The organism is Streptomyces sp. NPDC001220 (assembly GCF_053597895.1).
Genome location: NZ_JBSFJE010000010.1, coordinates 218,617 through 233,440, shown reverse-complemented (window position 1 = coordinate 233,440; position 14,824 = coordinate 218,617). Strand labels below are relative to the sequence as shown.

Sequence of the window (14,824 nt, the reverse complement as noted above, 5' to 3'; positions counted from 1 at the left end):
TGATCCCTCACATCCGGAAGACGCCGAAGCCGCCCCGCGCGCCCTCGTAGGGGGCGGTGTGGATGGCGGACAGGCACAGGCCGAGGACGGTGCGGGTGTCACGCGGGTCGATGACGCCGTCGTCGTACAGCCGACCGGACAGGAACATGGGCAGCGACTCGGACTCGATCTGCTGCTCGACCATGGCGCGCAGGGCCGCGTCGCCGTCCTCGTCGTACGGCTGCCCCTTCGCGGCGGCCGACTGGCGGGCGACGATCGAGAGCACGCCGGCGAGCTGCTGCGGGCCCATGACGGCCGACTTGGCGCTGGGCCAGGCGAACAGGAACCGGGGGTCGTAGGCGCGCCCGCACATGCCGTAGTGGCCGGCGCCGTAGGAGGCGCCCATGAGGACGGAGAGGTGCGGGACGCGGCTGTTGCTGACCGCGTTGATCATCATCGCGCCGTGCTTGATGATCCCGCCCTGCTCGTACTCCTTGCCGACCATGTAGCCGGTGGTGTTGTGCAGGAACAGGAGCGGGATGTCGCGCTGGTTGGCAAGCTGGATGAACTGGGCGGCCTTCTGCGACTCCGCGGAGAACAGGACGCCCTGGGCGTTCGCCAGCACCCCCACGGGATAGCCGTGCAGGGTGGCCCAGCCCGTCGTGAGACTGGTGCCGTACAGCGGCTTGAACTCGTCGAAGTCGGAGGCGTCGACGAGCCGGGCGATCACCTCGCGCGGGTCGAAGGGGATCTTGAGGTCGCCGGGGACGATGCCGAGGAGTTCGTCGGCGGAGTACTTGGGGGGCTCCGCCGGGCCCGGATCCGGGTGCGCCTTGCGGTGGTTGAGGCGGGCGACCACGCGGCGTGCCTGCCGCAGCGCGTCCGGTTCGTCGACGGCGAAGTAGTCGGCGAGACCCGACACGCGCGCGTGCATCTCCGCGCCGCCCAGCGACTCGTCGTCGCTCTCCTCGCCGGTGGCCATCTTCACGAGCGGCGGTCCGCCGAGGAAGACCTTCGCGCGCTCCTTGACCATGATCACGTGGTCGGACATGCCGGGGATGTAGGCGCCGCCGGCGGTGGAGTTGCCGAAGACGACGGCGACGGTGGGGATGCCGGCGGCCGAGAGCCGGGTGAGGTCCCGGAAGATGGCGCCTCCGGGGATGAAGATCTCCTTCTGGGACGGCAGATCGGCACCTCCCGACTCGACCAGGCTGATGCAGGGCAGCCGGTTGGCGAGGGCGATGTCGTTGGCGCGCAGGGCCTTCTTCAGCGACCACGGGTTGCTGGCGCCGCCGCGCACGGTCGGGTCGTTGGCGGTGATCAGGCACTCCACGCCTTCGACGACGCCGATCCCGGTGACGAGCGAGGCGCCGACGGCGTAGTCGCTGCCCCAGGCGGCCAGCGGCGACAGCTCCAGGAAGGGGGTGTCGGGGTCCAGGAGCAGTTCGATGCGCTCGCGGGCGAGGAGTTTGCCGCGCCCCCGGTGCCGCGCGATGTACTTCTCGCCGCCGCCCGCGAGGGCCTTGGCGTGCTCGGCCTCCAGGTCGGTGAGCTTGGCGAGCATGGTGTCGCGGTTCGCCCGGTAGTCGGGGTCGCGGGTGTCGAGTGTGGTCTCGATGACCGTCACAGCAGGGCCTCCGGGATGTCCAGGTGGCGGGAGCGAAGCCATTCGCCGAGGGCCTTGGCCTGGGGGTCGAAACGGTGTTGGGCGGCCACACCCCGGCCGAGGATGCCTTCGACGGTGAAGTTGACGGCGCGGAGGTTGGGCAGGAGGTGCCGGGTCACGGTCAGCTCGCCGCTCTCGGGCACGAGGTGCCGGAAGGCGTCGACGGTCAGGGTGTGCGCGAGCCAGCGCCAGGCCTCGTCCGAGCGCGCCCAGACGCCGACGTTGGCGTTCCCGCCCTTGTCACCACTGCGGGCCCCGGCCACCAGCCCGAGGGGCGCCCGCCGGGTGGGTCCGGCCGGAAGCGGTTCGGGCAGCGGCGGTTCGGGCGCATCCTGCAGTACGAGGATGTCCTGGGCCGGCGGCACAGGGATCCGTCGCCCGTCGTGGAGGACGGCCATATGGGGCACCTCGCCCTGGGGGACGTACACATCCTCGAAGACCCCGTAGGGCGCGCCCTTCCCGGGTGGCGCGAGCACATGGAAGCCGGGGTAGCTGGCGAGGGCCAGTTCCACGGCGGCTCCGCTCAGCGCCCGCCCGACGGCGTCCTGGTCCCGGTCCCGCACGACGAGCCGCAGCAGCGCGCTGGCCGTCTCCTCGGTGTCCGCGTCGGCCCGGTCGGTGCGCACCAGCTCCCACCGCACCTCCTGCGGCGGCGACTTGGCGAGGGCGTCGGCCATCTGCGCCCGTACCAGAGCCGCCTTGGCCTCGATGTCGAGGCCGGTGAGGACGAAGACGACCTCGTTGCGGAAGCCGCCCAGCCGGTTGCGGCCGACCTTGAGGGTCGGGGGCGGTGCCTCGCCCCGGACGCCCTCGATCCGTACCCGGTCCGGGCCGTCCTGGCTCAGCCGTACGGTGTCGAGGCGGGCGGTGACGTCGGGGCCCGCGTACCGGGCGCCGCCGGTCTCGTACAGGAGCTGGGCGGTCACCGTGCCGACGTCGACGAAGCCGCCGGTGCCGGGGTGCTTGGTGATGACGCAGCCGCCGTCCTCGTGGAGTTCGGCGAGCGGGAAGCCGGGCCGCCGCAGGTCCCGGCCGGCCCCCGCTTCGGCTTCGGCTCCGGCTTCGGCGAAGAAGGCGTAGTTGCCGCCGGTGGCCTGGGTTCCGCACTCCAGGACGTGTCCGGCGACGACGGCGCCCGCGAGCCGGTCGTACTCCCCCGGCCCCCAGCCGAAGTGGGCGGCGGCGGGTCCGGTGACGAGGGCGGCGTCGGTGACCCGGCCGGTGACCACGATGTCGGCGCCGGCCCGCAGGCACTCGGTGATCCCGAAGCCGCCGAGGTAGGCGTGGGCGGCGAGGCTGCCGGGGTGGGCGGCGGTCAGGTCGTCGCCCTCCACATGTGCGACACGCACGGGGATGCCGAGACGGTCCGCCAACTTTCGTACCGCGTCGGCGAGCCCGGCCGGGTTGAGGCCGCCGGCGTTGGTGACGATCCGTACGCCGCGTTCGTGGGCGAGGCCCAGACAGTCCTCCAGCTGGCGGAGGAAGGTGCGGGCGTACCCGGCGCCGGGGTCCTTCAGCCGGTCGCGGCCCAGGATGAGCATGGTCAGCTCGGCGAGGTAGTCGCCGGTGAGGACGTCGAGCTCGCCGCCGGCGAGCATCTCGCGCAGGGCGTCGAAGCGGTCGCCGTAGAAGCCGGAGGCGTTGCCTATGCGCAGGGTCACTCGGTGCCGCCCTTCGGGGTGCGGCCGGTGCCGGGCGGGCCCGCGAAGGCCTGGGCGATGTCGAGCCAGCGGTCGGCGTCGGCGCCGACGGCGGTCACGGCGAGGTCGGTCCGGTGGGCGCGCTGGGTGACCAGGAGGCAGAAGTCGAGTGCGGGGCCGGTGACGCGCTGCGGGGCGTCCTCGGGGCCGTAGGCCCACAGCTCGCCGTCCGGGCCGGTGATCTCCACCCGGAACTCCTCGGCGGGCGGGGTGAGGCCCTGTACCAGGTGCGCGAAGTTCCTTGCCCGTACCCCGATCCGGACCACATGTGCGAGCCGGGCGGTGGGGGTGCGGACCACACCCAGGGCGTCGGCGATGTCCTGGCCGTGGGCCCAGGTCTCCATGAGTCGGCCGGTGGCCATGGAGGCGGCGGACATGGGCGGACCGAACCAGGGGAAGCGGGTGCCGGGTGCGGCCTCCCGCAGGGCCCGGTCCAGCGCGGTCCGGCTCTCGCGCCAGCGGGACAGCAGTTCGGCGGGCGGGAGTCGGGCGCCGTCCTCGGCACCCTCGTCGACGAAGGTGTCGGGTGCGCCGAGCGCCTTCTCGGCCTCCGCGCGGAAACCGTCCTCGTCCGTCACGGCGAGCAGCGCCGCGCGGTCGGTCCAGTACAGGTGCGCGATCTGGTGGGCGATGGTCCAGCGGGGCGCGGGGGTGGCGAGAGTCCACCGCTCGGTTCCCAACCCGGCTACCAGCCGGTCGAGTTCCGTGCTCTCCTCACGCAGGTCGTCGATGACGGGCGTCGGCTCGGACATGGGGAGGAGCATGGCAGCGACCCGAGAAACAATCAAGCACGCTTGCATGAATTGGCGGCGGAGTCCCGCCGGCCAACACCTGGGTTCGGCCGTCGTGAACCGGCATCAACCGGCGTCCCGGAGGAAGGCCGGGCACGAAGTCCGCGCCGGTCGCGAATGGACGCCCAGACAGTGAGGAGGATCCGGCGGCCGTCCGACGGCTGTCAGGGCGCGCTGCCGCTGCCCTCCGGCCGAGCGCCGCCCACCGGTCGCCGGCCGCGTCCCACCTGGGTGCGGACCGCGCCGATGCTGGCGGCGATGACGAGGGCGATGGCGGCCGCCTGGGTGGCGGTCAGCGCCTGGTCGAGGATGAGGAAGCCGGCGGTGGCGGCGATGGCCGGTTCCAGGCTCATGAGGACGGCGAAGGTGTGCGCGGGAAGCCGGCGCAGGGCGAGCAGTTCGAGGGTGTAGGGCAGGACGGAGGAGAGCACCGCGACCGACGAGCCGAGGGCGACGGTGGTCGGGTCGAGGAGTCTGCTGCCGGCCTCGGCGATGCCCAGCGGCAGGAAGAGCAGCGCCGCGACCGCCATGGCCAGGGCGAGGCCGTCCGCCTGCGGGAAACGGCGGCCGGTACGGGCGCTGAAGACTATGTAGGCGGCCCACATGGCGCCGGCCCCCAGGGCGAAGGCGATACCTGTGGGGTCGAGATCGCCGAAGCCTCCGCCGCCGAGGAGGAAGACACCGGCCAGGGCGAGTCCGGCCCACACCGCGTTGACGGCACGTCGGGAGGCCAGCACCGACAGGGCCAGCGGGCCCAGCACTTCGAGGGTGACGGCGGGACCCAGGGGGATGCGGTCGACGGCCTCGTAGAAGAGGCCGTTCATCGCACCCATGGCGATGCCGAAGACGATCACCGTGCCCCAGTCGGTGCGGGAGTGGCCGCGCAGCCTGGGCCGGCAGACCACGAGCAGGACGATGGCGGCGGCAAGGAGCCGCAGCGTCACCACACCGAGCGCACCGGCCCTGGGCATCAGGGTGACCGCGAGGGCGCCGCCGAACTGCACGGAGATCCCGCCGGCCAGCACCAGGCCGACGGGGCCGAGCGAGCCGAACCGGTGCGTGGCGCCTGCGGCGGCGGGCTCGGACACGGCGGCAGGCGTGGACGTGGGCGTGGACGTGGGCGTCGGCTGTGAGGTGCTGGGGGTGGTCACGGGCGGTCCAGGGAGCTCGTTGTTCATTGCGGTGCACTGCTCAGTCCAGGGTAATGGACTTGAACAGGCGCGTGAAGCCCTTATGGAACTGTCCTGACCACCGACCGCCCACACCCCCGCCTCGCCGCAGGTCACGGCCCCCGAGGCCCGGCGACGGACCGCCCGGCCCCTTGCCCGCCGGGCCCCGGAGGCCGCCCGGGGCTACTTCACGTCGACGTAGTCGCCGGCCGCCGTCGAGGCACCGGTGGTGGCGTTGGTCGCGAAGGAGAAGCGGTAGTACCCGTCGACCGTGGCCTTGGTCGTGGTCTTGAGCGCGCCGCCGGTGCCGGCGGTGACGCCCTTCACGTTGGTGTAGGTGCTGCTGGTCTTCTTGCGGAACTGCAGCACCACCTTCTGGCCCGCGTAGCCGCCGTAGGTGCCGTTGTCCCAGTTGGCGCGCGTCAGCTTGCCGGTGACGGTGACGGTCTTGCCCTTCTTCACCGGCTCCGGCGTGGCGTTGACGGTCAGCTTGGAGGCCTTCTTGATCTTGCCGGTGGTGACGTTGTCGTCGAAGCTGGCGTTCGCGGAGAGGTCGTAGCCGCCGAGGGCGAGCTTCCAGGTGCCGGCGACGCCGTTGTGCTTCATGTCGGTGGCCGTGTGGATGTTGAAGACGGCCTTGCAGCTGTAGACGCCGGTCTGGGTGGTCGACTCGGTGCAGACGGGGTCGTCGTCGGTGCCCAGGGCGCCGGAGATGGTGTCCACGCTGGAGGGGTCGGTGCCCTGCCAGAGGAAGGCCTCCGTGAGCGCGACACCGCTCGAACTGGTGGCGGTGTAGGTGACGGTGACGGACTTCTGGGTGGTGGTGCCGAGAACGATGTCCTTGCCGCCGTTGACGACACCCTTCGAGAAGGAGATGCTCCCGATTCCGTCCTTCGGCCGGACGGTCTGCGCGGAGTTCGTGGCGTGCGCGGTGCGCGCGGCGGGCGCGGAGTTCGCGAAGAAGGAGCTGAGCTGCGCCTTCGCGCTCGGACTCGACGCCGCCTGGGCGGCCACCGGGACAGCGAGCGCGGACAGTGCGACCGCACCGGACAGAACGGTGGCCGCGACGCGTATACGCATGTGAATCCCCCTGGGATCGCGAGGGGCCCGGCGGGTCGCCCCCGGCCGAGCCCATTGGCGTACGCAGCCTACGGACAGAGTGGAGAATTCTTGAAGATCCCTTGTGCAATAGGTGTGTAACAAGGCTGATGTGACGGGCACTCACCAGAGTTGCGGCCCGTCCGGCATGGGCGGCTCAGATGCCGGGCCAGGGCTCCTCGTCACGGAACAGGGGGCGGCCGTCCGGGAGTGTGGTGGGCACATCCGCCCCGTAGCCGACGTCCATATGGGCGGCCTCCATGTGTGCAGCCTCCGTATGGGACTCGTACATGGGCTGGGGCCATAGTTCCCCGGCCGCGTACACGTCGTGGTCGTGGTTGTAGTCGTACGTGTTCCCGTACTGCTGCTGGTAGCCGTACCCGCCGACCTGCGCCCCGGCGTAGGAGGCCTGGGGCACGGGCATCGGCTCGGCCACCGGTGCGCCCTGGTCGGTGAAGAGCGGGAGCCGCAGTTCGCCGGTGTCCATCACCGCGTTGTTCTGGGAGCGGTGCAGCCGGGAGTAGGCGCCGCCGCGGGTGAGGAGTTCGTCGTGGCGGCCGGTCTCGACGATGCGGCCGCGGTCGACGACGAGGATGCGGTCGGCGTCGGGGGCGAGGTTCAGGTCGTGGGTGATCATGATGGTCGTACGGCCGGTCATCAGGCGCCGCAGCGGCTTGACGACGCGGCGCGCGGCCATCGCGTCCAGGCCGGTGGTCGGCTCGTCGAGGACGAGGACGGGAGCGTCGCGCAGGATCGCGCGGGCGATGGCCAGGCGCTGGAGCTGACCGCCGGAGAGCCGGGCCGAGTTGGGGTCGACCCTGGTGTCGTAGCCGTCGGGGAGCCGGACGATGAAGTCGTGGGCGTCGGCGGCCCTGGCGGCCTCCTCGATGGCCTGCTCGCTGGCACCGGGGCGGCCGCAGGCGATGTTGGCGCGGACGGTGTCGTGCAGCACGAGGGTCTCCTGCGGGAGCAGGGTGATGTACTCGCGCAGTCTGGCGAGGGGGAAGTCGCGGATCGGGACGCCGTCGAGGAGGATCTCGCCGCTGTCGGGGTCGTAGAAGCGGAGCAGCATCTTGGAGACGGTGGACTTGCCGGCGCCGCTGGGCCCGGTGATGATCACGAGTTCGCCGGGGCTGACGGTGAAGGAGAGGCCCTCCAGGGCGGTCCTGTCGGCGCCGGGATAGCGGAAGCCGACGTCGCGGAGCTCGACGGTGCCGTCGGGGCGCCCGATGTCGGTGCCGGTGCCTCGGCGGGGGTCGGTGACCGACGGCCGCACGTCGAGGATCTCGATCAGCCGTTCCGCGCCGGCCGTGGCGGCGGTGACGGTGAGGCCGAGCTGGGCGAGGCCGCGCACGGGCGGGTAGAGGTAGCCGAGGAAGGCGGAGAAGGCGAGGAGCTGGCCGAGGGTCATCCGGCCGGTGGAGATCTCCCAGGCGCCGATGCCGATCACCGCGAGGACGCAGACCGTCTCGATGACCTGGACGAGCTGCTCGTAGGCCTCGTTGAGGCGGGTGGAGCGGACGGAGGCGCGGAACCAGGCGCTCGCCTCCTCGTTCAGGCGGCGGCGCTCGGCGTCACGGCGGTCGTACGCCTGGGTCAGCACGATGTTGCCGAGGGACTCCTCGACCACGGAGGTGATCGCGCCGTCGGCGACCCGGCCCTCCCTGGAGACGTCCTTGATGGAGCCGGAGAAGCGGCGCGCGGCCAGCCAGAACAGCGGGGCGAGGACGAAGGTGGCGGCGGCCAGGTCCCAGCGCAGCCAGAACGCGGCGGCCGCGTAGAACAGGGCGCTGAACAGGGCCGACGCGGCGCCGACCAGCCCGGACACCACCATGGTCTCGATGGCCTCGACGTCGCTGGTCAGGCGGGAGAGCAGGTCGCCCTGGCGGTGGCGCTGGAAGAAGTGCGGGGGCAGCTGCTGGACGTGGTCGAAGACGTGCTCGCGCAGCCGCATGACGAAGCGTTCGGTGACCCAGGCGGCGAGGGAGTTGCCCGCGTACGCGACGATCGCGCCGACGATCGCGATGCCCAGCCACTGTCCGGCCGGGCTCCAGAAGGCGCTGAGCGAGCCCTTCTGCAGGGCGTGGTCGGTGAGGTCGCTGAAGAGCAGGATGGCCTCGGTCTCGGCGAACGCGGCGATCACCGTGCACACCCAGACGATCGCCAGCCAGCCGCGCAGACCCCGGGTCAGCGGCCAGAAGCGGCGGAAGGCGGCGCGGGCCGGGATGGCGGGCGTGTACTCGTCGTCCCCGTCGTCCCCGTCGTCCCCGTCGTCCCCGTCGTCCACGCCTTCTACGTACTCGCCTGCGCCATACCCGCCTCGGTCGTACTCGCCTGCGCCATACCCCCCTCGATCGTACCCGTCTGCGCCGTACCCGCCCCGGTCGTACTCGCCTGCGCCATACCCGTCCGCGCTGCCGTATTTCGACGACGCGTCGACTCCGTACTCGTATTCCGTGCCTTCACTCTCCCTTGCGCGCATTTCTCACTTCCTCCGCTCTCCGACGCTGGAATTCCGGGAATTCAGGAGCGAAAAAGGACCGACGGCGAACCGTCGGTCCTCTTTACAGCAGACTCAGCCGTCCTGGCCGGGGATCGGCTTCGGAAGCGGCTTGTGGGCCTTCTTCTTCGGCTTCGGCGGGGGCGGCGGGGGCAGCTGCTTCTTGGGCTTGGGGGGCAGCGGGGCGAGCTTCTTGAGGCTCATTCCGACTCCTTGAGAGTTCGAAGTGCAAGTGGTGCAGGATGGCGCGAGAATTCTCTTGGGCAACGTACGGGGATTTCGGATCGTCATCCTCGGCAATCCCCGCCGCCCGACACCGATGAACTTACACGGCTCAGATCTCAAGGAACAGCAAAGTCGGCTTGCGAACGGCAAACAGGTGCTGTGAATACCTGAGTAACAGCTGTATAACGACCCCGAACCTGAGAGTTGTCTTATGAACCTGAGAGCCGGCTTATGAAACCGGCCGGGCCGTACCCGGAGGAGGCGTCAGCGGCGGGCCATGTACACGTCGAACGCCTTGTGGAGCAGCTTGTTGAGCGGGAAGTCCCACTCCCCCAGGTACTCGACGGCCTCCCCGCCGGCGCCGACCTTGAACCGGAGCAGGCCCAGCAGGTGGTTGGAGTCCTCCAGGGTGTCGGTGATGCCCCGGAAGTCGTATACGGCGGCGCCGAGTTCGTGGGCGTCGCACATCATCCGCCACTGGACGGCGTTGTTCGGCTGGACCTCGCGCCTGCGGCTGGTGGAGGCGCCGTAGGAGTACCAGACGTGCCCGCCGACGGTGAGCATGGTCGCGGCGGCGAGGACCTCGCCCTCGTGGTGGGCGAGGTAGAGGCGCATACGGTCGGGGTGTTCGGTGGTGAGCGCGGTCCACATGCGCTGGAAGTAGGGGAGGGGGCGCGGGATGAAGCGGTCGCGCTCGGCGGTCTCGGCGTACAGCGTGTAGAAGGCGGGCAGGTCCTCGTAGCCGCCCCGGACGACCTTGACCCCGGCCTTCTCGGCCTTCTTCACGTTGCGCCGCCACTGCTGGTTGAGCCCGCGCTGGATGTCGTCCAACGACCGCCCGGCGAACGGAACCTGGAACACGTACCGGGGCTGGCCGGCCGCGAACCCGTCCTCGCCGCCGGCCTCCGTCCGCCGCCATCCCATCCGGCGCAGCCGTTCGCCGAGTTCGAGGGCACGGGGTTCCTCCGAGGTCGCCTCGGCGTCCCGCAGCCGCCGGGCGGCGGGATCGGCGATCGCCTCCTTCACCGCCTCCGCGCTCCACCGTCGTACGACGACGGGCGGCCCCATCTTCACCGCGAACGCCCCGCGCCCCTTCAGGTACGCCAGCAGCGGATCGAGCCAGCGCTCCAGCGCCGGGTCGTGCCAGTCGATGACCGGCCCCTCCGGCAGATAGGCGAGATACCGCTTCACCTTGGGCACCGCCCGCAGCAGCACCAGCCCGGCCCCGACCATCCGCCCCTCCCCGTCGAACCAGCCCAGGCTCTCCGCCTGCCAGTCCGGCTTCACGTCTCCCCAGGACGGCACCTGCATATGGCTCGGGGAGGGGCTACGGGAGTCGACGAAGGCGAGGTGTTCGGCACGGGAGACGGGCTGGAGACGGAGGACTGCGGAGGCTGACGTCATGGGCGAAGGCTCCTCGGATTCTTCCTGGACAGACGGGCATCGAACCGGCGCCGACGCTCACCGGCCACAGCAGGGGGTGCGGGGGTACGGACGGGGTACCGGCGACAAGGACCGGGACAGGTGACAGGTGACAGGTGACAGGTGACAGGTGACAGGTGACAGGTGACAGGTGACAGGTGACAGGACAGGTGACAGGGGGACGGGACAGGTGACAGGGGACCGCAAACAAACGGAACTGACGGCGACGACATCAAGCAGAACAGACGCGAATCCGGTCGGAATCGTTTCCGCACAGGTCGGTGAGGGCGTGTCGGGACTCGCGGCGCGCCCGCAGCGGGGCGTCGCGTTCGTCATCGAGTGGCAGTCCGCCGATCATCCGCCCTCCCGTCGCCCGGCCCGAACGCCGCCAGCGCCTCCGTGTCGCTCACCCGGGAGTTGAGGTAGCAGTCCGCCCACTCCGCGATCTCGGGGTACGCGCACTCGGCGCGGAGCCGGGCCACCGCCGCCGGGATGTCGTACGACGTCACCCGCAGGTCGGCGCCGGGGCCCAGCAGGCACCAGTGGGCGCCCGGCCGGCCGTAGGGCATGCCCACGCTGCCGGGGTTGACGACCAGGCGGCCGTTCGCGAGGCGGGTGTACGGCATGTGGGTGTGGCCGCAGACGACCGTTCCGACAGCGGGGTCGATGCCGGCGAACACCTCCGCCCAGCGGGCCGCCGAGGAGTCGACCAGGACGATCTCCTCGTCGTCGCGGGGCGTCGCGTGGCAGAACAGGACCCGGCCCAGGCCTCGAACCGTGAGGGTGGCCGTCCTGGGGAGCGCGGCGAGGAAGCCGACCTGTTCGGCGGTGAGCGCGTCCGCCGCGAACGGGCCGATCGGGTCGGGGATCTCGGTGCGTTCGCCCCTGCGGTACTCCACCAGCTCCCGGTCCGCGTTTCCCGACAGCCACAGCACCCGGTCGCCCAGTTCGCGCAACGCCTCGATCACCTGGCCCGGTTGCGGGCCCGCCGTGATGTCACCGGTGAGCACGATGCGGTCGGCCGAGGACACGTCCGGTTCCGCGAGCACCGCCTCCAGCGCCGGCAGCACCCCGTGGATGTCGGAGAGGACCGCCACCCGGTTCAACTCGAGCTCGGACACGCTCACTTCCCGCCCCACTTCCCATCCTTGCCGTCCAACTTCCCGCCCCACGTCCCATCCCTCCAGCCCCACTTCCAGCCCCACTTCCCGTCCTTCCCGTCCCCGTCTGGCCCGTCCCCCTCTGGCCCGTCCCCCTCCGGTTCCAGGCCCTCGGCGAGTGCCTCCGCCAGGTGCCTGGCCCGCACGCCACCCAGTTGTTCCAGCTGTGTCCGGCAGGAGAAGCCGTCCGCCAGGATCACCGTGTCCGGCGGCGCATCGGTCACCGCCGGCAGCAGCTGCTCCTCCGCACACGCCCGCGACACCTCGAAGTGCCCCTTCTCGAAGCCGAAGTTGCCGGCCAGACCGCAGCAGCCGCCGACCAGGTCGCCGGTGAGGGCGGCGGCCTCGCGCAGGCGGCGGTCGGCGGTGTCGCCCAGCACCGCGTGCTGGTGGCAGTGGGTCTGACCGGTGACCCGGCGGTTCAGGTGGGGCGGGGTCCACTCCGGGGCCAGGCGTTCCAGGGCCTCCGCGAAGGTGACCACCGCCCCCGCCACGCGGGCCGCGCGGGGGTCGTCCGGGAGGAGTTCCGGCAGGTCCGCGCGGAGGGCGGCCGCACAGCTGGGTTCCAGGACCACGAACAGGGCCGGGTCCTCCGCGTCCTCCGGTTCCGGCAGCACGAAGGGGCCCAGGAGGTCGAGCGTGCGACGCAGCACCGCCCGCGCCTCGTCCAGTTGGCCCGTGGAGATGTACGTCAGCCCGCAGCACGCGCGGGAGGCCCGGCGCGGCCGGCGGCCCGACATGCCGACGCTCCCCACCCCGCCGTCGTGCGACCGGCGCACCCGCCATGGTCGCGTCGGGAGCTCCGCCACGCCCACCCCTGCCGCCTCCAGCACCCGTACGGCCGCCCGGCCCACCGACGGTGACAGGTGCTCCGTGAACGTGTCCGGCCAGAGGAAGACCGTCCGCGCCGGGAAGTCCGGCCGGCGTCCCGCCCGCGCGTCCGTCATCCAGTCCCGCAGGCGCCTGCGCTGCCGTCGCCGCAGCCACCGGCTGAACGGTTCCCTCGCCAGGCGCGGGATCCGCCGCTCGGGTGCGATACCGCCGACGCGTCCGGCCAGTGCCGCCAGCGGGCGTACGGCGACGAGCGCGTTGACCAGCCCCGCCGTGTGCGTGCGGGCCACCAGGCGCAGCCAGCGCGGCAGCCGGCCCATGCTGTGGTGGGACGCGGGACGCCGCCGCCCCGCGTAGTGGTGGTACAGGAACTCCGCCTTGTACGTCGCCATGTCCACCCCCACCGGGCAGTCCGACCGGCAGCCCTTGCAGGACAGGCACAGGTCCAGCGCGTCCCGGACCTCCGTCGACTGCCAGCCGTCCGTCACCAGTTCGCCCGCCAGCATCTCGTGCAGCAGCCGGGCCCGGCCGCGCGTCGAGTGCTCCTCCTCGCCGGTGGCCCGGAAGGACGGGCACATCACGGAGGCGCCGGACACCTCGGTCGTACGGCACTTCGCCACGCCCACGCAGCGGCGGACGGCCGCCGAGAAGTCGCCGTGGTCGGAGGGGTAGGCGAAGGTTACCGGCAGCGGCTCGCGGGGGAGGACGGCGAAGCGGAGGTCGGTGTCCAGGGGGGCGGGCCTGACCAGCATGCCGGGGTTGAGGAGGTCGTCGGGGTCCCAGATCCCCTTCGCGCGCTCGAACAACGCCACCATCTCCGCGCCGTACATCCTGGGCAGCAGTTCCGCCCTCGCCCGGCCGTCCCCGTGCTCCCCGGAGAGCGAGCCGCCGTGGGCGACGACGAGGTCGGCCAGTTCCTCGGAGAAGCGGCGGAAGCGGGCCACGCCGGCCGCGCTGAGCAGGTCGAAGTCGATGCGGACGTGGATGCAGCCGTCGCCGAAGTGGCCGTACGGGGTGCCCCGCAGGCCGTGGGCGGACAGCAGGCCTCTGAAGTCCCGCAGGTAGGCGCCCAGTCGGGCCGGCGGCACCGCGCAGTCCTCCCAGCCGGGCCACGCTTCGCTGCCGTCCGGCATCCGGGTCGCCGTACCGGAGGCGTCCTCGCGGATGCGCCAGAGTGCGCGCTGCCCGGCCGGGTCGGTGACGACCAGTGCGTCGAGGACATCCGCCGCGCGGACGACCGCCTCGGCACGCGCGCGTGCCTGCGCGGCCGACTCGCCGCCCGTCTCCACGAACAGCCAGGCGCCGCCGCGCGGCAGTCCGGCCGGGGACCGCACCAGGTCGGCGGCCATGCCCTCCACCGTCAGCGGGGCGGCGGCGAGCAGCCCGGCCGCCGCCTCCGCGGCCGCGCTCTCGTCGGCGTACCCGAGCACCGCGAGGGCACGCGCGCGGGGCGGCTCGACGAGGCGGACGGTCGCCTCCGTGAGGATCCCCAGCGTGCCCTCGCTGCCGCAGAAGGCGCGGGCCACGTCGGCGCCCTTCTCGGGGAGCAGCGCGTCCAGCGCGTACCCGGAGATGCGCCGGGGGAGGTCGGGGTAGCCGGTGCGCAGGCGGGCCAGATCGCCGGCCACCAGCTCGCGCAGGCCCTCCGGGGCCCCGGCCCAGTCCTGGCCGAGCCGCAGCCGGCCGCCCCGCGCGGTGATCACGTCCAGCTCCCGGACGCTGTCCGCCGTGGTGCCCCAGGCCACGCTGTGCGAGCCGCACGAGTTGTTGCCGATCATCCCGCCGAGCGTGCACCGGCTGTGCGTGGAGGGATCCGGGCCGAACCGCAGACCGTGCGGGGCGGCGGCCTCCTGGAGGCGGTCCAGGACCAGACCCGGCTGGACGACGGCCGTTCGGGTGACCGGGTCCAGGCCGACGAGACGGTTCATGTGACGGGTGAAGTCCAGCACCACGCCCGTGCCCGTGGCCTGCCCCGCGATCGAGGTGCCGCCGCCCCGGGCGACCACCGGCACCCCGTGGGCACGGCACACCTCCAGTACGGCGGCCACGTCGTCCGCGTCCCGGGGGGCCACCACCCCCACCGGGACCCGCCGGTAGTTGGACGCGTCCATGGTGACCAGCGCCCGCGACGTGACGTCGAACCCCACCTCGCCCCGGACGGCCCCGCGCAGCTCAGCCTCCAGATCGACCATGCCTCCCAGTCTGCCCGCCGGCACCGGCGGTGACGCGGGACGACGGCCGGCGAACCGCCTCGGACGACGCGCACCCGCCGCGCGGGGACGG

General features: G+C 72.2%; 9 protein-coding genes and 1 pseudogene. All 10 read right to left on the bottom strand.

Annotated features, from left to right (window positions below; translation table 11 throughout):
- Positions 1 to 7: 7 nt before the first annotated feature.
- On the bottom strand, positions 8 to 1,606 hold the full coding sequence (locus ACWDGI_RS24760) for an acyl-CoA carboxylase subunit beta (protein WP_450762387.1): 1,599 nt from the start codon (positions 1,604 to 1,606) through the stop codon (positions 8 to 10).
- Positions 1,603 to 3,306, bottom strand: a complete 1,704-nt coding sequence (locus ACWDGI_RS24755) for an acyclic terpene utilization AtuA family protein (protein WP_450762385.1) — start codon at positions 3,304 to 3,306, stop codon at positions 1,603 to 1,605. Before ACWDGI_RS24755 ends, ACWDGI_RS24760 begins: the two co-directional genes overlap by 4 nt.
- A complete protein-coding gene (locus ACWDGI_RS24750) occupies positions 3,303 to 4,097 on the bottom strand; it encodes a TIGR03084 family metal-binding protein (RefSeq protein WP_450762383.1) in 795 nt (264 codons plus the stop codon). Before ACWDGI_RS24750 ends, ACWDGI_RS24755 begins: the two co-directional genes overlap by 4 nt.
- Before the next feature lie 203 nt (positions 4,098 to 4,300).
- Positions 4,301 to 5,314, bottom strand: a complete 1,014-nt coding sequence (locus tag ACWDGI_RS24745; protein WP_450762381.1) for an EamA family transporter — start codon at positions 5,312 to 5,314, stop codon at positions 4,301 to 4,303.
- 174 nt (positions 5,315 to 5,488) lie between these two features.
- Positions 5,489 to 6,385, bottom strand: a complete 897-nt coding sequence (locus ACWDGI_RS24740) for a hypothetical protein (RefSeq protein ID WP_450762380.1) — start codon at positions 6,383 to 6,385, stop codon at positions 5,489 to 5,491.
- A gap of 175 nt (positions 6,386 to 6,560) precedes the next feature.
- Entirely contained in the window at positions 6,561 to 8,690 is a 2,130-nt protein-coding gene (locus ACWDGI_RS24735; RefSeq protein WP_450762378.1) for an ABC transporter ATP-binding protein, read from the bottom strand.
- A gap of 288 nt (positions 8,691 to 8,978) precedes the next feature.
- Positions 8,979 to 9,107, bottom strand: a complete 129-nt coding sequence (locus ACWDGI_RS24730) for a hypothetical protein (RefSeq protein WP_352223465.1) — start codon at positions 9,105 to 9,107, stop codon at positions 8,979 to 8,981.
- A gap of 285 nt (positions 9,108 to 9,392) precedes the next feature.
- Positions 9,393 to 10,532, bottom strand: coding sequence for a lipid II:glycine glycyltransferase FemX (locus tag ACWDGI_RS24725; RefSeq protein WP_450762376.1), 1,140 nt, complete (start codon positions 10,530 to 10,532; stop codon positions 9,393 to 9,395).
- Positions 10,533 to 10,882: 350 nt separating this feature from the next.
- Positions 10,883 to 11,671: a metallophosphoesterase family protein gene (locus ACWDGI_RS24720; RefSeq protein ID WP_450762374.1), complete on the bottom strand. Its 789-nt coding sequence runs from the start codon at positions 11,669 to 11,671 to the stop codon at positions 10,883 to 10,885.
- Positions 11,672 to 11,814: 143 nt separating this feature from the next.
- Positions 11,815 to 14,733 (bottom strand): annotated as a pseudogene (locus tag ACWDGI_RS24715) (FAD-binding and (Fe-S)-binding domain-containing protein); the annotation flags it as partial.
- Between the last annotated feature and the right edge of the window lie 91 nt (positions 14,734 to 14,824).